The organism is Streptomyces sp. AHU1, assembly GCF_045343905.1.
In the GTDB taxonomy this organism is placed as follows: Bacteria; Actinomycetota; Actinomycetes; order Streptomycetales; family Streptomycetaceae; genus Streptomyces; species Streptomyces triticiradicis.
In genome coordinates this window covers 7,430,857-7,450,665 of sequence record NZ_CP174283.1, presented here as the reverse complement: position 1 = coordinate 7,450,665, position 19,809 = coordinate 7,430,857, and the positions used below count along the sequence as shown (strand labels likewise).

The window sequence follows — 19,809 nt, the reverse complement described above, 5'->3', positions numbered from 1 at the left end:
CGACTCCCGTGCGACAGAGGGTCTCTGACGGACCCTCGGGACCGGACGGCTCATGTCGGCCGAATGGCGATCGTGTGACAGGGGTGGCCGTGGACATGACCGGGACCACAGGGGCTGAATAGGCTCCGAACCGACTTCATGCCCCCACGACTTGGAGCTCGACGTGCACCGCAGACTCATCGCCCCGGGCGCCCTCGCCGCCTCCCTGCTGCTGGCGATCCCGGCCTCGGCGGCGAGCTACGCCCCGGGAGCACCGGGCATCGGCGACCCCTACTACCCGGCCTACGGCAACGGCGGATACGACGTCTCGCACTACGATCTGAGGCTCACGTACCAGCCGACGACGGACGAACTGGAGGGCACGGCCACCCTCCTGGCGACCACCACGCAGGACCTGTCCCGGTTCGACCTGGACTTCCTGCTCGATGTGAGCGAGGTCCGGGTCAACGGCGCGAAGGCGTCGTTCGCCAGGTCGGGCGAGCACGAGCTGGAGATCACGCCGGCGAAGCCGCTCGCCAAGGGGACGTCGGCCACCGTCGTCGTCCGCTACAGCGGAGTGCCGTCCACGAAGAGCGCGTACGGCTTCTCGACCTGGCACCGCACCCCGGACGGGGCGGTCGCGGCGGACGAGCCCGAGTCGGCGTGGTGGTGGTATCCGAGCAACGACCACCCGCTCGACAAGGCGACCTACGACGTGTCGGTGGCGGTCCCGGACGGCACCCAGGCGATCTCCAACGGCACCCTGCAGTCGACGAGTTCGCGGCTCGGCTGGACCCGCTGGAACTGGCGGTCGAACAAGCCGCAGGCCACGTATCTGACCACGCTCGCGGTCGGGAAGTTCGACATCACGACCGGAACGTCCGACGGCGGCGTCCCGGTCGTCAACGCCTACAGCAAGGACCTCGGCGACAACGACGGCGCGGCGCGCGCCAGTGTCGAGCGCACGGGAGAGCTGGTCGACTGGCTGAGCGGCTATTTCGGGCCGTATCCCTTCAGCAGTGCCGGCGGGTACGTCCCCAACACCACCACCGGGTACGCGCTGGAGACCCAGACCCGGGTGTACTACAGCCCGCGGCAGTTCGCGAACGGCTCCAACACCTCCGTCGTCGTGCACGAGCTGGCGCACCAGTGGTTCGGCGACGACGTGTCGCTCAAGGGCTGGAAGGACATCTGGATCAACGAGGGCTTCGCGCGGTACGCGCAGTGGCTGTGGTCGGAGCACGAGGGCGAGGGCACGGCACAGGAGCTCGCGGACTACGTGTACGCCTCGCACCCGGCGGACGACGCCTTCTGGACGGTGGCGCCCGGCGACCCGGGGCCCGACGACCAGTTCGACATCGCGGTGTACGACCGGGGCGCGCTGGCGGTGCAGGCGCTGCGCAACCGGGTCGGGGACGACGCCTTCTTCGCCGTCCTGAAGGGGTGGCCGAAGGAGCACGCGTACGGGAACGCGTCGGTCGACGACTTCCGGAAGTACGCCGAGCAGGTGTCGGGCACGTCGCTCGCCTCCTTCTTCGACACCTGGCTGTTCCAGCCCTCGAAGCCGGCGGCGCCCGCGGCGCGGAACGCGGGGCTCGCCCCCGCCCGGGCCGCGAAGGGCGCCGTCGCCCGGCCGAAGTCCTGGAAGAAGATCGCCGCCACGGACTCGGTCCACTCCGGCCGAGGCTCGGTCCACTCCCGCTGAGGCTCGTGCCGCCCGCCCCGGCCGGGGCGGGCGGTTCCGGCGCCGCGTCGGCCGCTCCTCCGGCGCAGGCTCAGCGGGCGGCGGCCGGCGCCTCCGGCTCGGGCACCTGGTCGAGGAGCTGGGCGCGGCTGATGGCGTCGGCGCGGGTCGCGGGCACCGTGCAGGCGTAGGCGCCGGCCACAGCGCCGTACAGGGCACAGCGCTCGACGGGTTCGCCGGCCAGACGGCCGTAGAGGAAGCCCGCGGCGAAGGAGTCCCCGGCGCCGTTCGAGTCGACGACGGGGGTGAGGAGCGGGACCGCGGGCACGTGGGTCACCTCGCCGTCGTACAGCACGTACGCGCCCTCGGCACCGGCCGTGGCGACGACGATCTCGGCCCGGCCGTTCTCCATGATCTTCCGCATGGTGCGCTCGTGGTCGGGGAGGCGGGTGGTGGAGACGAACACGATGTCGGCGGTGTACGCGAAAGCCTCCTGGTACGGGTTCTCGCCGTCCCAGTCGTGCAGGTCGGTCGAGATGGTCACCCCGGCCTTCCGGAGGATCGGCAGGGCGAAGGCACAGGGGTGGGTGATGGACACATGGGCGTGCCGGCTCGACGCGGCCAGGTCCCGCACCGTCCGCTCGGGCAACCGGTCCTCCTCCCTTCCCCTGCTGATGTCGTACAGGGACAGCCTGCGTCCGTCGGGGCCGACGAGGTTGACCGCGCGCTTGGTGCCCGAGGACTGGTGGACCTCGGTGAGCGGGATGCCCCGGTCGCGGTGCAGGGCGCGCACGAGGTCGCCCTCGGGGTCGTCGCCGAGCAGGTCGAGGTGGTGGGTGCGCAGGCCGAGGCTGTGCAGGCCCAGCGCGACGAAGTCGCCGGTCTGCCCGGCGCGGGTCTCGATGCCCGGTTGGATCATGTAGCTGTCGGCATAGGGCAGCGGCAGTTCGGGGACGTGGACGATGGTGTCCACCCCCGCACCGCCGAGGACGAGGACGTCGATGTCGCGGCTCATGACTCTCCCTCTCGGACGCGGGCAGTCGAGTCAACCAGGCTCCCGACGATCACAGCAAGGGCTTGCAGAAACTTGCGCAAATTCTGTCGGTCGTCGTCCCGGAACCTCCGCGCACCGGTCAGTCGCCGTAGTCGTACACGGTCACCGACAGACCGCGGCGCACGAGCCGCTCGGTGACCAGGGGCTCCACGCGCGACCAGGTGCCGCCGGCCAGACCGCATCCGATGCGCGGCATGTGCACGGAGGCCCCGAGCTCGACGGCCTTGTCCGCCAGCAGCGCGAGCGAGGCGTCGACGGCCTCGTAGCGCACGGGCACGCCCTTGCTCCCTGTGCGTATCCCCCGCTGGCCCACCAGGTTCGCCACCCACACGTACGGCTCGACCTGGACGAACTGGGCCGCGCCCAGGCCGAAGTCGTTGCCCGCGCGGCCGCGGTGCCAGGCGCGGTACGCGGCCTCCGGCTCCGGCCAGCGGCGGGAGAGGGCCAGCACGAAGCCCTTGCCCCAGCCCCCGATGTCGTTGCACACGTGGGCTATCAGCTTGACCCCTTTGACCGAGGGAGCGGTGGCGTCACCGCGGACGTACCTGATCTCCGGCATGCCCCCACCGTAGAGGCCGCCACTGACAACGGCGCCGGCCCGGCGGCCGGCGAGAACTTTCACAACACTGGTGGGACAGCAATACTGTTGCACCGCGCCGTCAGCGGTCACCAGGGGCGGGCGCCGCACGACGCGAGAGGCGAGGACCTGCCATGACGACGGACACCGGAGAGTCGGCACTCACGGTCGACGAGCTGGCCGCGCGGGCGGGCGTCACGGTCCGTACCGTCCGCTTCTACAGCGCCAGGGGCCTGCTGCCGCCGCCCGTGATCGGCCCCCGTCGGGTGGGCCACTACAGCCAGGAGCACCTGGCCCGGCTCGCGCTCATCGAGGAGCTGCAGCGCCAGGGCATGACGCTGGCCGCGATCGAGCGGCACCTGACGCGGTTGCCGCCCGACCTGAGCGCACGCGATCTCGCCATCCACCGCGCCGTGGTGGCCTCCTGGGCCCCCGACGCGACGGAGGAGGTGACCCGGGAGGAACTGGAACGCCGGGCCGGGCGGGCCCTCGGTGACGCGGACCTGGAGCGGCTCGCCGCGATGAGCGTGATCGAGGGGACGGGGGACCCCGTCCGGCTGGACCCCGGGCTGCTGAAGCTCGGCCTGGAGCTCCTGGACGTGCCGATCGCGGACGAGTCCCTCCTCGCCGCGCGGACCGTCCTGCTGGAGCACGCGCGCGCGGCGGCCCGCGAGCTGTCCGGCCTGTTCCGCGACGCCGTGGACGGGCAGGAGTCCGTGGCGGCCGTGAAGTCGCTGTCGGCGCACATGCAGCCGCTGGTGGTGCAGGCGCTGCTGACCGCGTTCCAGCGCTCGCTGAAGGACGAGCTGCGGGAGTGGCTCAAGGAGTCCTGACGCCGGGGCGCCCTCGTTGAGGGGCGTCCCGGCGCGGTCGGGGACGGGTGCGCGAGGCCCAGGTGCGCGGGGCACGAACGCGCGGGGTGCGGGTGCGCGGAAGCCCGAACGCGCCGGGCACTGATGCGCGCGGCATGGATGCGCACGGCATGGGTGCGCCGGGGCGCGGGTGCGCCCCGGCGCGGACGGTCCGGTCAGGACGCGTCGGTGAACCGCTCGCCCTTCTCCGCCTTCTCGACGAGCAGCGCCGGCGGCAGGAAGCGGTCGCCGTAGCGCTCGGCGAGTTCCCGCGCGCGGGCCGTGAACGCGGCCGGTCCCGTGCCGGTCGCACCCTCGTAGCCGTTGATGTACTGCAGGACACCGCCGGTCCAGCCCGGGAAGCCGATGCCGAGGATGGAGCCGATGTTGGCGTCGGCCACCGAGGTCAGGACGCCTTCCTCCAGGAGCCGGACGGTGTCCAGCGCCTCGGAGAAGAGCATGCGCTCCTTCATGTCCTCGAACGGGATCTCGTGCCCCGGCTTCGTGAAGTGCTCGCGCAGACCGGGCCACAGGAGACCCCGCTTGCCGTCCTCGCCGTACTCGTAGAAGCCCGCTCCCCCGCTGCGTCCGGGGCGCTCGAACTCGTCGACCATGCGGTCGATGACGGCCTCGGCGGGGTGGGTCTGCCAGGTGCCGCCCGCCTCCTCGACGGCCTGCTTCGACTCCTTGCGGATCTTGCGCGGCAGGGTGAGGGTCAGCTCGTCCATGAGGGAGAGGACCTTCGCCGGGTAGCCGGCCTGGGCGGCGGCCTGCTCGACGGAGGCGGGCTCGATGCCCTCGCCGACCATCGCGACACCCTCGTTGATGAAGTGCCCGATGACCCGGGAGGTGAAGAAGCCGCGCGAGTCGTTGACGACGATCGGGGTCTTCCTGATCTGGCGGACCAGGTCGAAGGCGCGGGCCAGCGCCTCGTCGCCGGTGCGCTCGCCCTTGATGATCTCCACGAGCGGCATCTTGTCGACGGGCGAGAAGAAGTGCAGCCCGATGAAGTCCTCCTGCCGCTCGACGCCCTCGGCGAGCGCGGTGATCGGCAGGGTGGAGGTGTTGGAGCAGAGCAGGGCGTCGGGCTCGACGATGTCCTGGATCTCCTGGAACACCTTGTGCTTGAGCGAGGTGTCCTCGAAGACCGCCTCGATGACGGCGTCGCAGCCCGCGAGGTCGTTCGGGTCGGCGGTGGGCGTGATCCTGGCGAGGAGCGCGTCCGCCTTCTCCTGGGTCGTACGGCCCCGGGCCACCGCCTTGGCGCAGAGCTTCTCGGAGTACGCCTTGCCCTTGTCCGCCGCGTCGGCCGAGACGTCCTTGAGGACGACCTCGATGCCCGCGAGGGCGCACGAGTAGGCGATGCCCGCGCCCATCATCCCGGCGCCGAGGACGGCGACCTTGGTGACCGGGCGCGGCTCGATGCCCTTGGGGCGGTTGGCGCCGGAGTTGACGGCCTGGAGGTCGAAGAAGAACGCCTGGATCATGTTCTTCGAGGTCTGGCCGGCGGCCAGCTCGACGAAGTAGCGGGCCTCGATGACCTGGGCCGTCTCGAAGTCGACCTGGGAGCCCTCGACGGCCGCCGCGAGGATGTTGCGCGGCGCCGGGTAGGGCGCGCCGTTCGTCTGCTTGCGCAGGTTGGCCGGGAAGGCGGGCAGGTTGGCCGCGAACTTCGGGTTCGACGGGGTGCCGCCGGGGATGCGGTAGCCGGGCTTGTCCCAGGGCTGCTGCGACTCGGGGTTGGCGTCGATGAACGCGCGGGCCTTGGCGAGCAGTTCCTCGGGGGTGGCGGCCACCTCGTGGACGAGGCCGTTGTCCCGGGCGCGCGTCGCGTTGTACTGCGTGCCCTGGAGGAGGACCTTCAGCAGCGCGTCGGCGATGCCCAGCAGCCGCACGGTGCGGACGACACCGCCGCCTCCGGGGAGCAGGCCGAGCGTGACCTCGGGGCAGCCGATCTTGGTGCCGGAGGTGTCGAGGGCGACGCGGTGGTGGCAGGCGAGGGCGAGCTCGAAGCCGCCGCCCAGGGCCGCGCCGTTGATGGCGGCGACGACCGGCTTGCCCAGGGTCTCGATGCGGCGCAGGTCGCGCTTGATGGCGAGGCCGCCGTCGAAGAGGTCCTGGGCGGTCTCGGGGGTGACCCGGATGAGGTCGCGCAGGTCGCCGCCCGCGAAGAAGGTCTTCTTGGCGGAGGTGAAGATGACGCCCCGGATCGAGTCCTTCTCGGCCTCCAGCCGGTCGGTGACCGCGGCGAGGGAGGCGCGGAACGCCGCGTTCATGGTGTTGGCGGACTGGTTGGGGTCGTCGAGGACGAGGGTGACGACGCCGGTCTCGTCCTGTTCCCAGCGGATGGTGGTGGGCTCAGTGCTCATCAGGGGATGCTCCGTAGATCCTTGATCCGTTGGGGAGGTCAGACGCGTTCGACGATCGTGGCGATGCCCATGCCGCCGCCCACGCACAGGGTGGCGAGGCCGTACCGCTTGTCCTGGCGCTCCAGTTCGTCGACGAGGGTGCCGAGGATCATCGCGCCGGTGGCGCCGAGGGGGTGGCCGAGCGCGATGGCGCCGCCGTTGACGTTGACCTTGTCCAGCGACAGGCCCATGTCCTTCACGAAGCGCAGGACGACGGCCGCGAAGGCCTCGTTGATCTCGACGAGGTCGATGTCGTCGATGGTCAGACCGGCCTTGGCGAGCGCCTTGCGGGCGGCGGGCGCGGGACCGGTGAGCATGATGGTCGGCTCGGAGCCGGACACGGCGGCGGAGACGATCCGCGCGCGCGGGGTCAGGCCGTAGCGCTCGCCGACCTCCTTGGAGCCGATGGCGACCAGCGAGGCGCCGTCCACGATGCCGGAGGAGTTGCCCGCGTGGTGGACGTGGTCGATCTTCTCGACCCAGTGGTACTTCTGGAGCGCGACCGCGTCGAAGCCGCCCAGTTCGCCGATGTCCGCGAAGGACGGCTTGAGCTTCGCCAGCGAGTCGGCGGTGGTGCCGGGGCGCAGGAACTCGTCGTGGTCGAGGACCGTGAGACCGCCGCGGTCCTTGACGGGGACGACGGACCGCTCGAAGCGGCCCTCCTTCACGGCGGTGGCCGCGCGCTCCTGGGACAGGGCCGCGTACTCGTCGACGTCGCGGCGGGAGAAGCCCTCGATCGTGGCGATGAGGTCGGCGCCGATGCCCTGCGGCACGAAGTTGGTGGCCAGGTTGGTCATCGGGTCGGCGAACCAGGCGCCGCCGTCCGAGGCCATCGGCACGCGCGACATCGACTCGACGCCGCCCGCGAGGACGAGGTCCTCCCAGCCCGAACGGACCTTCATCGCGGCCATGTTGACCGCTTCGAGGCCTGAGGCGCAGAAGCGGTTCTCCTGGACGCCGGCCACCGTGTCGGGCAGTCCGGCGGCGATGGCCGCGATCCGGGCGATGTCGGAGCCCTGGTCGCCGACGGGGCCGACGACACCGAGCACGATGTCGTCGACGGCGGCCGGGTCGAGGCCCGGGAAGCGCCGCTGCACCTCGTGGATGAGCCCGACCACCAGGTCGATGGGCTTGGTTCCGTGCAGGGAGCCGTTCTGCTTGCCGCGACCGCGCGGGGTGCGGATCGCGTCGTACACGTACGCTTCGGTGCTCACTGGTAAGCCTTTCGATGAGGGTTCAGCCGAGCAGGGAGCGGCCGATGATCTCTTTCATGATCTCGGTCGTCCCGCCGTAGATGGTCTGGATGCGGCCGTCGGTGAAGGCCCGTGCGACCCGGTACTCCGTCATGTAGCCGTAGCCGCCGTGCAGTTGGAGACAGCGGTCGGCGACCCGCTTCTGCAGCTCGGTCGCCCACCACTTCGCCATGGAGGCGTGCACCGCGTCGAGTTCGCCGTCCGAGTGGTCGACGATGCAGCGGTCGAGGAAGGTGCGGGTGACGGCGCACTCGGTGGCCATCTCGGCTATCTCGAAGCGGATGTGCTGGAGTTTCGCGAGCGGCCGCCCGAACGCCTCGCGCTCCTTCACGTACGCGGTGGTGATCTCCAGCAGGTGTTCGGCCCCGGCGATGGCGGCGACGGCGATGCCCATGCGCTCCTGCGCGAGGTTGGTCATCAGGTGGACGAACGCGCCGTTGAGCGTGCCGAGCAGGTTCTCCTTGGGGACGCGGACGTCGTTGAAGAACAACTCGGCGGTGTCCTGCGACTTCTGGCCGATCTTGTCGAGGTTGCGGCCGCGCTCGAAGCCCTCCGCGCCCCGCTCGACGACGAGCAGCGACAGTCCGTGCGCGCCGCCCTCGGGGGTGGTCCTGGCGACCACGATCACCAGGTCGGCGAGGATGCCGTTGGAGATGAAGGTCTTGGAGCCGTTGAGCAGGTAGTGGTCGCCCTTGTCCTCCGCGTGCGTCTTGATGCCCTGGAGGTCGGAGCCGGCGCCGGGCTCGGTCATCGCGATCGCGGTGATGATCGAACCGTCGCAGAAGCCGGGCAGCCAGCGCCGCTTCTGCTCCTCGGTGGCGAGGTCCGTCAGGTACGGGCCGATGATGTCGTTGTGCAGCCCGAGGGCGAGCCCGGCCGCTCCCGCGCGCGTGAACTCCTCGGCGAGCACCGCGCTGTAGCGGAAGTCGGTGTTGCCGCCGCCTCCGTACTCCTCGGGCACGGCGAGGCCGAGGAGGCCCTGCCGGCCGGCCGCGCGCCAGGCGTCCCGGGAGACGATGCCGTCCTTCTCCCACTGCTCGTAGTGGGGCAGCACCTCCTTGGCGAGGAAGGTGCGCACGGTCTCGCGGAACGCGTCGTGCTCGGCGGTGAAGATCTGCCGCTTCATGCGGGGAACGCCTTCCTGGAGTGGGTGCGGAGGCCCTCGTGGAGGGCGGTGCGGGGGCTTCTGCCGGTACGGGCGGGCGCCGGGGAGGCGCCGGGGACGAGCGGCCGGCGGGGTTCCATCAGCAGCCGTCCTTCGCCGGCCGGGGCACGTCCCAGTCGCGGGCGACGTCCGCGGTGTCGGCGCCCGGCAGGGCGGGGCCGCCGCGGACCGCGGTGGGGGTGACCGAGAAGCGCGGCGCGGGGGCGGGCTGGGTGACGCCGCCGTGGTCGACGAAGGTGCCCCGGGCGGCGAGGTGCGGGTGCCCGGGCGCCTCGCGCAAGGACAGGACCGGCGCCACGCAGGCGTCGGTGCCCTCGAAGACGGCGGTCCACTCGTCCCTCGTACGGGTCCTGAAGCGCTCGGCGACCGCCCCGCGCAGTTCCTCCCAGCGCGCCGGGTCCTTGTGGGCGGGGCCGAGTCCGGGGATGCCGAGCAGTTCGGTGAACTCGTCGTAGAACCGCTGCTCCAGGGGGCCCACGGCCATGTACCGGCCGTCGGCGGTCTCGTAGGTCCCGTAGTACGGGCAGCCGCCGTCGAGGAGGTTGGCGGCGCGCCGGTCCTGCCAGCCGCCCGCGGCGATCATGCCGTGGATCATCGTCGAGAGGTGCGCGGTGCCGTCGACGATGGCCGCGTCCACGACCTGTCCGGCGCCGGTCGCGCGCGCGTGGTTCAGGGCGGCGAGGACGCCGACGACGAGGTAGAGCGAGCCGCCCGCGTAGTCGCCGAGGAGGTTCGCGGGGACCGCCGGCGGCCTGCCCGGCTCGCCGATCATCCCGAGGGTTCCGGTGATCGCGATGTAGGCGATGTCGTGACCGGCGCGGTGGGCGAGCGGGCCTTCCTGGCCCCATCCGGTCATCCTGCCGTAGACGAGCCGCGGGTTGCGGGCACGGCAGTCCTCGGGGCCCACACCGAGGCGCTCGGCCACGCCGGGCCGGTAGCCCTCGATCAGGATGTCGGCCCGTTCGGCCAGATCGAGGACGCGGGACGCGCCGTCCTCGGCCTTGAGGTCGACGATCACGGACCGCTTGTTGCGGTTGACGATGTCGCGGGCCGGGTCGACCCCGATCCCGGCGCCGCCGGGCCGGTCCACCCGGACCACGTCCGCTCCGAGGTCGGCGAGCAGCATGGCGGCGAACGGGCCGGGCCCGATGCCCGCCAGTTCGACCACGCGCACTCCGGCGAGGGGACCGTGCCCCGGCGTTCCTGCCGCTGTCATCAAGCCCCCAGCACTGTGACACCACTGATGTGACATCAGTGATGTTAAGAACGTGTTCCACTCCGGGCAAGCCCCTGACGAGCAAGCGCTTAGTCAAATTCCGGGATCGGAGTCGGGGACGATCTCGGGGTCGGAGACGGTCCCGGGGTCGGAGACGGTCCCGGGAGCGGGGACGGTCCCGGGAGCGGCGTCACCCCGCCCCGGGGCAACTCCCGCGGGGCGCCGGGCGGGCCGGACGTGGGCCCACGCACCTTCTGCCACTTTTTCAGCGCGTTTTCCGACACGGCCACGGCTGCCTCCGGCCTGTTCGTGCGACCTCGTCGTCCGACTGTCGCCACCTCACGCTAGCCTCAGCCACCGACAACGGCGCTTCGCGCACGACGTGGCGCGGGACGGCACGTCCGGGCGCAGCCCACAGTGGTGGAGGGTGTCATGAGCAGGCTTATCGAGCCGGACCGCGCGTACGACATCGTGCTCTTCGGAGCCACGGGGTTCGTCGGGGAGCTCACCGCGGAGTATCTGGCCGCTCACGCTCCCGAGGGGCTGCGGTGGGCGATCGCCGGACGCAGCACCGGGAAGCTGGAACGGCTGCGGGAGCGGCTCGGCGGCGCGCCCGGCGTGCTGCGGGCCGATGTGACGGACCCGGACTCGGTGCGCGAGCTCGCCGGACAGGCGCGCGTGGTGGCCTCGACCGTGGGGCCGTACATCACCTACGGGGAGGACCTGGTGGCCGCCTGCGCGGACGCCGGGACCGACTATCTGGACCTGACCGGCGAGCCCGAGTTCGTGGACCTGATGTACGTCCGGCACGACGCACGCGCGCGGGAGACGGGCGCGCGGCTCGTCCACGCCTGCGGCTTCGACTCCGTCCCGCACGACCTGGGCGCCTACTTCACCGTCAAGCAGCTCCCGGAGGACGTGCCGCTGCGGGTGGAGGGATTCGTGCGCTCCCGGGCGATGTTCTCGGGCGGCACCTTCGCCTCCGCCCTCAACCAGTTCGCGCGCGGCCGGCACATGCTCGCCGCCGCGCGGGAGCGCAGGTACCACGAACCGCGCCTGATGGACCGGCGGGTGGAAGCCCCCCTGGGCGCGCCGCGGTTCGCCAAGGAGGTCGGGGCGTGGGCCCTGCCGCTGCCCACGATCGACGCCCAGGTGGTGCAGCGCTCGGCGCGGGCCCTGGCGCGGTACGGGCCGGACTTCCGCTACCGCCACTACGCGGCCGTCGAGCGGCTGCCCGTCGCCCTCGGCGGGGTCGCCGGGGTGAGCGTGCTCTTCGCCGCCGCCCAGCTGCCGCCCGCGCGCCGCTGGCTGTCCGACCGGATCAAGCCGGGTGAGGGGCCGGACGCCGAACGCCGTGCGAAGAGCTGGTTCTCGGTGCGCTTCGTCGGCGAGGGCGGCGGCCGGCGCGTGTACACCGAGGTCTCGGGCGGCGACCCCGGCTACGGCGAGACCGCGAAGATGCTCGCGGAGTCCGCCCTGTCCCTGGCCCTCGACGAGCTGCCGAAGACGTCCGGCCAGGTCACCCCGGTGGTGGCGATGGGCGACGCACTGCTGGAACGGCTGAGCGCGGCCGGGATCACCTTCCGGGTGGCGGCGGTGCGCTAGGGCGGCCGTCCGGGTCATGGGGCGGGCGTGGGGGCGCCGGCGGCCGGGTGTGCCCGTCGGTGACGGGCGCGGTCGTGGGGCTCGGGTGTGACCGTGCGGGTCGGGCGGTCCTCACGACGCCCAGGCGAACACCGTGTAGATGATCCCGGCCGCCCAGGCGAGGCCGGCCGGGACGGCGAGGACCAGCGCGGCCGTCACCGCGCGCCCGGCGGGCCGGGAGGGTTCGGCGGCGGGCTTCGGTGCGTGGTACGTCGTCATGCGGATCAGCCTGCCGGGCGCGGCACGGCCGTACATCCGTACGGGTACTCAGAAGCCGTACTCACACGCGCAGACGGTGTGGACGGGGACGGGTGGACGGGATCAGGAGGTCGCCTGCCGGAGAGCCCGTCTGCACAGGGAGTCCGCCCGGCGGGTGGTCTCCGGCAGACGGTACTTCGGGGTGAGCGCGAGGGTGTGGGCGCAGGCGTTGCCGAGGTCCACGCGGTGGCCGACGGACACGAACACGGGCTTGGTCCCGTCCTGGGTGCGCAGCGCGCGGCCCACCTCGTCGGTGCCCGCGAGCAGCGGTGAGGCGCTGCCGCGCCGGACGCCGGGCTCCTCGTAGGAGAAGGTGAACGGGTTCTTGGCGACCCCGATCGTGGGGAGCCCGGTGAGGACGCCGAGGTGGCTGGCGAGGCCGAAACGGCGTGGGTGGGCGAGCCCGTACCCGTCGCAGACGACCAGGCCGGGCGGGCAGGGCAGGGCGTCGAGCGCGGCCATGACGGTCGGGATCTCGCGGAAGGCGAGCAGCCCGGGGACGTACGGGAAGGAGACCCGGCCGACGGCGGTGGCCTCCGCCACCACCTCGTGGGTCGCCGCGTCGAGGACGACGGCCGCCGCGACGACGACATCGCGCTCGTCGTCGTACGCGACGTCGACACCCGTGACGCGACCGGTGCCGGGCGGCGGGCCCGGCTCGTCGAGCACCACCCGCTCGCGCAACTCGTCCTGCACGGCGCGGGCCTGTTCCTCGGTGGCGGGCCAGCCCGCGGGAATCCTCACGGTCGTCATGGTGGGAACGAGCCTACGGGCCGCCGCTCGCCCGGACCCACGCGGGGCGGTCCGCCCACGGACGCTCCCGCCGGACACACGGGCCGGGGCCGGAGGCGGGGTGAGGGGTTCCGGCGGCCCAACCGGGTTGCGGCGCGAGGGACTTGCGCGACCGCCGTCGCGGGACCGGGGCGGGCTGGCGGCGGGGCGGCCGGGGGTAAGCTCGCGATCATGTTCGTACTGGAGCTGTCCTACACCGCGCCACTCGAAGCCGTCGACGCCGTCCTGGAGGCCCATGTCGCCTGGCTCGACGAGCAGTACGCGGCAGGGACCTTCCTCGCCTCGGGGCGCAAGAACCCCCGCGACGGAGGCGTGATCCTGGCCGTCGCGGACGACCGGGCGCGGATCGAGGAGATCGCCGCGGGCGACCCGTTCGTCACCGCGGGCGTGTGCGCGTACCGCGTCACCGAGTTCGTGGCGACGAAGACGGCCCCGGGCCTGGAGCGCTATCGCGAGACCCCCGGCTGAGGCCCCTCGCCCCGCGTCCCGCGCGACCGGCCCGGTTCAGCGCTCCAGCCGGGCGATCCGGCCCTTCTCGCCGGAGGCCCAGCAGCTCAGGTCCGGGGTGCAGTCCACGGTGTCGTACGAGCCGGTGTCGAGGGTGCGCCAGGTGCGGCCGCCGTCGATGGTCAGGTCGGTGCCGGTGGGACCGACCGCGAGGGCGGCGGCGCGGCTGTGCGGAAGCCAGGTGACACCGGAGCGGTAGGCGGGCGGGGGCCGGTCGGCGGTGGTCCAGGTGCGGCCGCCGTCGGGGGTGACCGCCGCGGCCCGCGGTGAGGCCTGGTCGGCACGGTAGTCGCCGCCCACCGCGAGTCCGTGCGTACGGTCGCGGAACGCGAGGGCGAAGACGCCGCGCGCCGGATCGCCCGCGGGGACCGGCGTGCCGGTGGCGGTCCAGGTCAGTCCGCGGTCGGCGGAGTGCAGCACGCGCGCGGTCGCGCCGCCTCCCGTGGCCAGCCACACGTCGCGGGGCCCCGAACCGACCAGACACTGGCCGCTCGCGGCGAAGCCCGCCTCGCCGTCCTCGGCGGCGGGCATCCCGTCGCCGGGCAGCACCTTCCAGGAACGGCCGCCGTCGCTGGTCGACAGGATGCGGAACCTGCCGTCCACCGGGTCGCTCACGGCCAGGCCGTGCCGCCGGTCGAGGAAGGTGAGGCAGTCGTAGAAGGCCTTGGCGTCGGTGTTGCGGAAGGACTCGGTCCAGGTGGTGCCGCCGTCCTCGGTCCGGTAGACGCGGGACGCCTCCCCCTCGCCGATGGCCAGGACCACGGCACGCCGCGCGTCGAACGCCTCGACGTCACGGAACTCCAGGTCCCCGGCGCCGGGCGGCGAGACGTTCCGCCAGAGCGCGCCGCCGTCGGTGGTGCGCAGCACGGTGCCCTTCGAACCGGCCACCCACGCGGTGTCCCTGCCGACCGCCGACAGTCCGCGGAAACGGGCGTCCGTACCGCTGTCCTTGAGCGCCCAGCGCGGGGCCTGCGCCTTGTCGTGTGCCGGTGCGGGCGCCGCCACCGCCGGCGCGGCCACCACGAGCGCCGCGGCGAGCGCGGCCGCCGCGGGTCCCACGCCGATCCTCCGGCCCGTGCGTCCCGTCTTTCCCGAGCTCCTCATGGCGGGCGAAGCTAGTGCACTCCCCCGGCGGCGTCCAGACGGCCTCCGTTCCCCCATTGGTGTCCACATGGCGGTCGACTGCAACCCTCGGGGCCACCTGGGTGTCCTCCTCGGTGTCGGGTGAGCGCGGAACGGAAAGGGACCACCACGATCGGAGAAAGTTGATCTCCCGGTGCATGGCCTCGGTGACAGAGGTCACTCGGTCCACAGGTGCACGCGCCGGGTCATTCTTCCGTCTCTTCAATTGACCGGCTTCATCCGTCCGGAGTCCGTTCAGCCGTCACAAGGGAGCAAGGCGTTGTCCACCGCCATCGAGCAGCCCGTAGAGGCCCGCCTCGTCGCCGCCGCGCCGCGGATGCCGAGCATCCCGGCCACGCTGCACTACGACCGGACCGATCCGTTCGCTGTCCGCATGACGTTTCCCGCCCCCGCCACGCTCGAGGGCGTCGAGGTCTGCTGGACCTTCGCCCGCGAACTGCTCGTGTCGGGGCTCGAGGACGCGGTGGGGCACGGCGACGTGCGGGTGCGGCCGTACGGATTCGACCGCACCGTGCTGGAGTTCCACGCCCCCGAGGGCACCGCCGTGGTCCACGTCCGCTCCGGTGAGGTGCGGAACTTCCTCCGGCAGACCACCGAGTTGGTGCCGGTCGGTCTGGAGCACCTCCAGGTGGACCTGGACCACGATCTGGCGGAACTCATGCGGGGCACCTGCTGAATCGGCGCGGGTGCCGTCAGTCGGCGCGCGCCATCAGGGCGTTGAGGCCCATGTACTCGAACCCGCCGTCCAGGGTCTCGTAGGTCCCCGTGTCCAGCAGCTCCCGCGCGGCACGCCGGACCAGGGCGTGCGCGGCGGACGCGACGCTCGAACCCGCGCTGATCCGGGCCACGCCGAGCTCGGCCAGCTCCTCGACGGACGGCGCCCCGGGACCCACCAGGATGTTCAGGGGACCGTCGATGCCCTCGACGAGCGCCTTCACGGTCGCCGGATCGACGGTTCCGGGTACGAAGACGCCGTCGGCTCCCGCGGCCAGGAAGGCGGCGGCCCGCTCCAGGGTCTCCTCCACCCCGCCCGCGCCGCGCAGGAAGGTGTCGATGCGGGCGTTGACGAACAGCGGCACCCCGGCCGCGTCGGCGGCCGCGCGCGCCGCCGCGACGCGCTCCGCCTGCTCCTTCAGCGGACGCAGCGGCCCGGCGCCCTCCTCGTAGAGGGCGTCCTCGAGGTTCACGCCCACCGCCCCCGCCGCGAGCACCGCGCGGACGGTGTCCCCCACGCCCTCGGCGTCGGACGCGTACCCGTTCTCGATGTCCGCGCTGACCGGAACCCGGACCACCGAGGTGATCCGCGCGACGGCCGCGAGCGCGTCCTCCCTGTCCAGCCGGTCCCCGTCCGCCGCGCCCAGGGCCCAGGCGAGTCCCGCGCTGGTCGTCGCCACCGCCGCGGCGCCGGACTCTTCGACGATGCGGGCGGTCACCGCGTCCCAGGCGTTCACCAGGACGAGGGGACGGCCCGGCACGTGCAGGGCGCGGAAGGCGAGGGCGGATGCGCGAAGTCGCTCGATGTCGGTCATGGGGTCAACCCAAGCACGGCCGGTACGACGGGAGCTGGCAGGAATCCGACATGTACGTGAAGGCGTGCCGCCGCCTCGGGGGTGCTCCTCGGCCACACCCGTCCGGCTCGCCCCGGCCACGCCGTTCAGTTCGCCGTGGTCGCCGCCGTGGTCGTGGAGGCGGCCGTCGCGGCCGCCACGGCCACCGCCGTACGGACGTCCTGGACGACCTTCCTCAGCGCGGGCGCCGCCGCGCCCCCGCGTTCGGCGAGTTCGTCGATGCGGGCCCTGTGGAGCTTGCGTTCCCCGGACGACGCGAAGGTGCGGAGTTCGGCCGCGGCGGCCAGGGCGACGAGGGCCGCGTCACGGTCACCGACGTCGGCGACGGGCACCGGTCCCTCCAGGACCTCGCGCGCGTCCGTGCGCAGGGCCTCGACCGCGGGCACCCGGTCCAGCTCGTACTCGACGGACGGGAAGATCCCGAGGACCCGCTTCTTCTCCGCCCGCAGGTACCCCTCGGCCGCGAGCTGGGCGCGTACCGCGTCCAGGGTGACCCGGGCCCGGCAGGTGACCCACGACTTCCACCTCCGGGGCCGCGACTCCGACACGAGTTCCAGCAGCCCGTCCAGCACGACGTCCCCCGTCCGGGAGTCGGGGTGGACGGGGGTGACGATGCCGTCGTCGTCGACGAGCAGCCCGCGCTGGGCGAGTTCGGTGAGGGCGCCGGCGCGCACCAGGTGGTGCAGGTGGGTGGATCCGGTGATCCTCCGTTTCGTGGTGTCCCACGCCAGGAGGTAGAGCCGGGCGGGCAACGAGAGCGAGCCGTTCGGCACGAGGTCTCCTCGGTTCGTCGGGGGGCGCGTTAATCCTTTGACAGTCCTCGGGACCGCCCCTACGGTGTATAGCGGTTCTGTTGCCGTCGATTGGAGAAGGACGTTGCTCGTCTGAGGTCTGAGACACCGCGTCACACCCGGCTGGTCCCGTCGGACCCGTGTGTGCGCAGCGTGCGACCTCGGCGTTCGAGCCGTCCCCGGGTGCGGAGCCTTCTTCTCGCTCTCCTCCGAACTGGATCGTCGTCGCCTCGCGGTGTCCCGTACGCGTACCCCCGACCGCATCCAGCAATCGCGAGGCCCTCATGTCAACGTCCCCCACCTCCATCACCTGCACGTCCCTGTCCTTCGCCTGGCCCGACGGCACCGAGGTCTTCGACGGTCTCCAGGCCGCCTTCGGCCCCGGCATCACCGGACTCGTCGGCCTCAACGGGTCGGGCAAATCAACCCTGTTGAAGCTGATCTCCGGACAGCTCACCCCGGCCGACGGCACCGTCAAGGTCGCCGGCGAGGTCGGTCACCTGCCGCAGAACGTCACGCTCGACACCACGCTGCGGGTCGACGAGGCCCTCGGCATCCGCGCGGTCCGCGCCGCCCTGCACGCGATCGAGTCGGGCGACGTGGCCGAGGAGCACTTCGACGTCGTCGGCGACGACTGGGACGTCGAGGAACGGGCCCGCGCGACCCTCGGCGAACTCGGTCTCGGACACATCGACCTGGACCGCACGATCGGCGAGGTGTCCGGCGGCGAGTCGGTGCTGCTGCGGCTGGCCGCGCTCCTGCTGCGCCGACCCGACGTACTGCTGCTCGACGAACCCACCAACAACCTCGACCTGTACGCGCGACGGCGGCTGTACGCGGCCGTGGAGGCCTGGTCCGGGGTGATGATCGTGGTCAGCCACGACCGCGAACTCCTCGACCTGGCCGACCAGATCGCCGATCTGCACTCCGGCGAGGTCACCTGGTACGGCGGGAACTTCTCCGCGTACGAGGAGGCACTCGCCGCCGAACAGGAGGCGGCGGAGCGCATGGTGCGCGTCGCCGAGTCCGATCTGAAGAAACAGAAACGCGAACTGATCGACGCTCAGCTCAAGTTGGCCCGGCGCAAGCGGTACGGGCAGAAGATGTACGAGCAGAAGCGCGAGCCGAAGATCGTCATGGGGGCGCGCAAGCGGGCGGCGCAGGAGTCCGCGGGCAAGCACCGCATCATGCACGAGGGAAGGCTCAGCGAGGCGAAGGAGCGTCTCGACGAGGCGGTGGAGGCCGTACGCGACGACGATCTGATCCGGATCGACCTGCCGTACACGGCCGTACCGCCGGGGCGCACCGTCCTCACCCTCGACCGGCTGGAGCTGCAGCACGGCTCGCGGGTGAACGGCGTGTTCGATCTTCGCGGGCCCGAACGCGTCGCGCTCGTCGGACGCAACGGAGCGGGCAAGACGACGCTCCTGCGCACGATCGCCGGGGAGCTGGAGACCGTGTCCGGCGAGGCGCGGACCCATGTGCCCCTGCGCTTTTTGCCGCAGCGGCTCGACGTCCTGGACGACTCCCTGAGCGTCGCCGAGAACGTGGCCCGGTACGCGCCGGCCGCCACCGACAACCGGATCAGGGCCCGTCTCGCCCGCTTCCTGTTCAAGGGGGCGAAGGCCGACCAGACGGCGGCGACGCTCTCCGGCGGCGAGCGTTTCCGCGCGGCGCTCGCGGCGCTGATGCTGGCCGACCCCGCCCCGCAGCTGCTGATGCTCGACGAGCCGACGAACAACCTCGACATGGCGAGCGTCCGCCAGCTCACCACGGCCCTGGAGTCGTACGAAGGGGCCCTGATCGTCGCCAGCCACGACATGCCGTTCCTGGAGTCGATCGGCATCACGCGACGGCTGCTGCTGGAAGGAGGAGAACTGAAAGAAATCGCTCCGGAAACTGTCGGGTATTCCTCATAGTGCGGGACGCGGGGGCCGCCTAGCGTCGGGGGTGGGCGGTGCCCGGCGTACGGGCCGGGGGCTTTCGCACGCGGGGCTTTTGCGCGCGCGGAGGGCACTGCATGATGTTGCGCCGACACCCCCGGCCGATTCGGAGACCCGCCCGTGCCCAGTCAGAAAGCGCTCGTCCGCAGGCCCGGCCCCCGCCTCGCCGAGGGGCTGGTGACGCACGTGGAACGCCGGGCAGTGGACACCGGTCTCGCGGTCGAGCAGTGGGAGGCGTACACCGAGGCGCTGCGCGCGCACGACTGGGAGACCGTGGAGGTGGACCCGGTCGAGGACTGCCCGGACTCGGTGTTCGTCGAGGACGCCGTCGTCGTCTTCCGCAACGTCGCCCTCATCACCCGTCCGGGCGCCGAGTCCCGCCGCGCCGAGACCCCGGGGGTGGAGGAGGCCGTGGCACGCCTCGGCTGCTCGGTGAACTGGATCTGGGATCCGGGCACCCTCGACGGGGGCGACGTCCTGAAGGTGGGCGACACGATCTACGTGGGCCGCGGCGGCCGCACGAACGCGGCCGGGATCCAGCAGCTGCGCGCGGTCTTCGAACCGCTCGGGGCGCGGGTCGTCGCGGTCCCCGTCAGCAAGGTGCTGCACCTGAAGTCGGCGGTCACCGCGCTGCCCGACGGCACGGTGATCGGCCACGAGCCGCTGGTGGACACCCCTTCCCTCTTCCCCCGCTTCCTGGCGGTGCCGGAGGAGTCCGGGGCGCACGTGGTGCTCCTGGGCGGCAGCAGGCTGCTGATGGCCTCGTCCGCCCCGAAGACCGCGGAGCTGCTCGCCGACCTCGGCCACGAACCGGTCGTGGTGGACATCGGCGAGTTCGAGAAGCTCGAAGGCTGTGTGACATGTCTCTCGGTGAGGCTTCGGGAGCTGTACGTCTGAACGAGTGAACGAGTCATCCGGACGGCCCAGGACCCACGACGCCCCGGGTCTCTCCGGCATGCGCCGGGGAAGCGCGGAC

At 72.3% G+C, this 19,809-nt stretch carries 18 protein-coding genes; 7 read left to right on the top strand and 11 right to left on the bottom strand.

The genetic code is table 11. The annotated features are described in order from the left end of the window. The first annotated feature begins 163 nt into the window (after window positions 1-163). Entirely contained in the window at window positions 164-1,684 is a 1,521-nt protein-coding gene (locus ACICHK_RS33005) for a M1 family metallopeptidase (RefSeq protein WP_406839762.1), read from the top strand. A 70-nt stretch (window positions 1,685-1,754) separates the two neighbouring features. On the opposite strand, the gene ACICHK_RS33000 is transcribed toward ACICHK_RS33005, so the two are convergent. Next, entirely contained in the window at window positions 1,755-2,678 is a 924-nt protein-coding gene (locus ACICHK_RS33000; protein WP_406839761.1) for an adenosine kinase, read from the bottom strand. 118 nt (window positions 2,679-2,796) lie between these two features. Continuing rightward, window positions 2,797-3,276, bottom strand: coding sequence for a macro domain-containing protein (locus tag ACICHK_RS32995; protein WP_406839760.1), 480 nt, complete (start codon window positions 3,274-3,276; stop codon window positions 2,797-2,799). Window positions 3,277-3,428: 152 nt separating this feature from the next. Here ACICHK_RS32995 and ACICHK_RS32990 point away from each other — a divergent pair, with 152 nt between their 5' ends. Continuing rightward, window positions 3,429-4,127: a MerR family transcriptional regulator gene (locus ACICHK_RS32990; RefSeq protein WP_406839759.1), complete on the top strand. Its 699-nt coding sequence runs from the start codon at window positions 3,429-3,431 to the stop codon at window positions 4,125-4,127. 194 nt (window positions 4,128-4,321) lie between these two features. On the opposite strand, the gene ACICHK_RS32985 is transcribed toward ACICHK_RS32990, so the two are convergent. The 4 genes from ACICHK_RS32985 to ACICHK_RS32970 form a co-directional block, all read right to left on the bottom strand. After that, window positions 4,322-6,514, bottom strand: a complete 2,193-nt coding sequence (locus tag ACICHK_RS32985; protein WP_406839758.1) for a 3-hydroxyacyl-CoA dehydrogenase NAD-binding domain-containing protein — start codon at window positions 6,512-6,514, stop codon at window positions 4,322-4,324. A gap of 38 nt (window positions 6,515-6,552) precedes the next feature. Continuing rightward, entirely contained in the window at window positions 6,553-7,767 is a 1,215-nt protein-coding gene (locus tag ACICHK_RS32980) for an acetyl-CoA C-acetyltransferase (protein WP_151471100.1), read from the bottom strand. 22 nt (window positions 7,768-7,789) lie between these two features. Continuing rightward, window positions 7,790-8,932 carry an acyl-CoA dehydrogenase family protein gene (locus ACICHK_RS32975; RefSeq protein WP_406839757.1) on the bottom strand — a complete coding sequence of 381 codons (1,143 nt, stop codon included), beginning with the start codon at window positions 8,930-8,932 and terminating at the stop codon, window positions 7,790-7,792. Between the two features lie 118 nt (window positions 8,933-9,050). After that, window positions 9,051-10,187 (bottom strand): CaiB/BaiF CoA transferase family protein, encoded by a 1,137-nt coding sequence (locus tag ACICHK_RS32970; protein WP_406839756.1) that lies wholly within the window; start codon window positions 10,185-10,187, stop codon window positions 9,051-9,053. A 432-nt stretch (window positions 10,188-10,619) separates the two neighbouring features. Here ACICHK_RS32970 and ACICHK_RS32965 point away from each other — a divergent pair, with 432 nt between their 5' ends. Continuing rightward, window positions 10,620-11,792: a saccharopine dehydrogenase family protein gene (locus ACICHK_RS32965; protein ID WP_406839755.1), complete on the top strand. Its 1,173-nt coding sequence runs from the start codon at window positions 10,620-10,622 to the stop codon at window positions 11,790-11,792. Window positions 11,793-11,903: 111 nt separating this feature from the next. Here the strand turns inward: ACICHK_RS32965 and mmpA are convergent, their stop codons facing one another. Together mmpA and ACICHK_RS32955 are read right to left on the bottom strand one after the other, a co-directional pair. Then, complete coding sequence (gene mmpA, locus ACICHK_RS32960; protein ID WP_406839754.1) at window positions 11,904-12,050, bottom strand: morphogenic membrane protein MmpA; 147 nt, start codon at window positions 12,048-12,050, stop codon at window positions 11,904-11,906. A 102-nt stretch (window positions 12,051-12,152) separates the two neighbouring features. Further along, window positions 12,153-12,842 carry an endonuclease V gene (locus ACICHK_RS32955; RefSeq protein WP_406839753.1) on the bottom strand — a complete coding sequence of 230 codons (690 nt, stop codon included), beginning with the start codon at window positions 12,840-12,842 and terminating at the stop codon, window positions 12,153-12,155. A 210-nt stretch (window positions 12,843-13,052) separates the two neighbouring features. Between ACICHK_RS32955 and ACICHK_RS32950 the strand changes: the two genes are divergently transcribed. Then, the gene (locus ACICHK_RS32950) at window positions 13,053-13,349 is read left to right on the top strand and encodes a YciI family protein (RefSeq protein ID WP_406839752.1); all 297 of its coding nucleotides are present in this window, start codon (window positions 13,053-13,055) and stop codon (window positions 13,347-13,349) included. Between the two features lie 36 nt (window positions 13,350-13,385). On the opposite strand, the gene ACICHK_RS32945 is transcribed toward ACICHK_RS32950, so the two are convergent. Then, complete coding sequence (locus tag ACICHK_RS32945) at window positions 13,386-14,492, bottom strand: WD40/YVTN/BNR-like repeat-containing protein (RefSeq protein ID WP_406839751.1); 1,107 nt, start codon at window positions 14,490-14,492, stop codon at window positions 13,386-13,388. Between the two features lie 298 nt (window positions 14,493-14,790). On the opposite strand from ACICHK_RS32945, the gene ACICHK_RS32940 reads away from it, so the two are divergent. After that, window positions 14,791-15,207: an SsgA family sporulation/cell division regulator gene (locus ACICHK_RS32940; RefSeq protein WP_103551277.1), complete on the top strand. Its 417-nt coding sequence runs from the start codon at window positions 14,791-14,793 to the stop codon at window positions 15,205-15,207. A 16-nt stretch (window positions 15,208-15,223) separates the two neighbouring features. On the opposite strand, the gene ACICHK_RS32935 is transcribed toward ACICHK_RS32940, so the two are convergent. After that, complete coding sequence (locus tag ACICHK_RS32935; RefSeq protein ID WP_406839750.1) at window positions 15,224-16,060, bottom strand: isocitrate lyase/phosphoenolpyruvate mutase family protein; 837 nt, start codon at window positions 16,058-16,060, stop codon at window positions 15,224-15,226. Between the two features lie 125 nt (window positions 16,061-16,185). After that, a complete protein-coding gene (locus tag ACICHK_RS32930; RefSeq protein WP_406839749.1) occupies window positions 16,186-16,872 on the bottom strand; it encodes a GPP34 family phosphoprotein in 687 nt (228 codons plus the stop codon). Window positions 16,873-17,174: 302 nt separating this feature from the next. On the opposite strand from ACICHK_RS32930, the gene ACICHK_RS32925 reads away from it, so the two are divergent. Together ACICHK_RS32925 and ddaH are read left to right on the top strand one after the other, a co-directional pair. Further along, a complete protein-coding gene (locus ACICHK_RS32925) occupies window positions 17,175-18,809 on the top strand; it encodes an ABC-F family ATP-binding cassette domain-containing protein (RefSeq protein ID WP_406839748.1) in 1,635 nt (544 codons plus the stop codon). Between the two features lie 144 nt (window positions 18,810-18,953). Then, window positions 18,954-19,730 (top strand): dimethylargininase, encoded by a 777-nt coding sequence (gene ddaH, locus ACICHK_RS32920; RefSeq protein WP_406839747.1) that lies wholly within the window; start codon window positions 18,954-18,956, stop codon window positions 19,728-19,730. The last annotated feature ends 79 nt before the right edge of the window (window positions 19,731-19,809 follow it).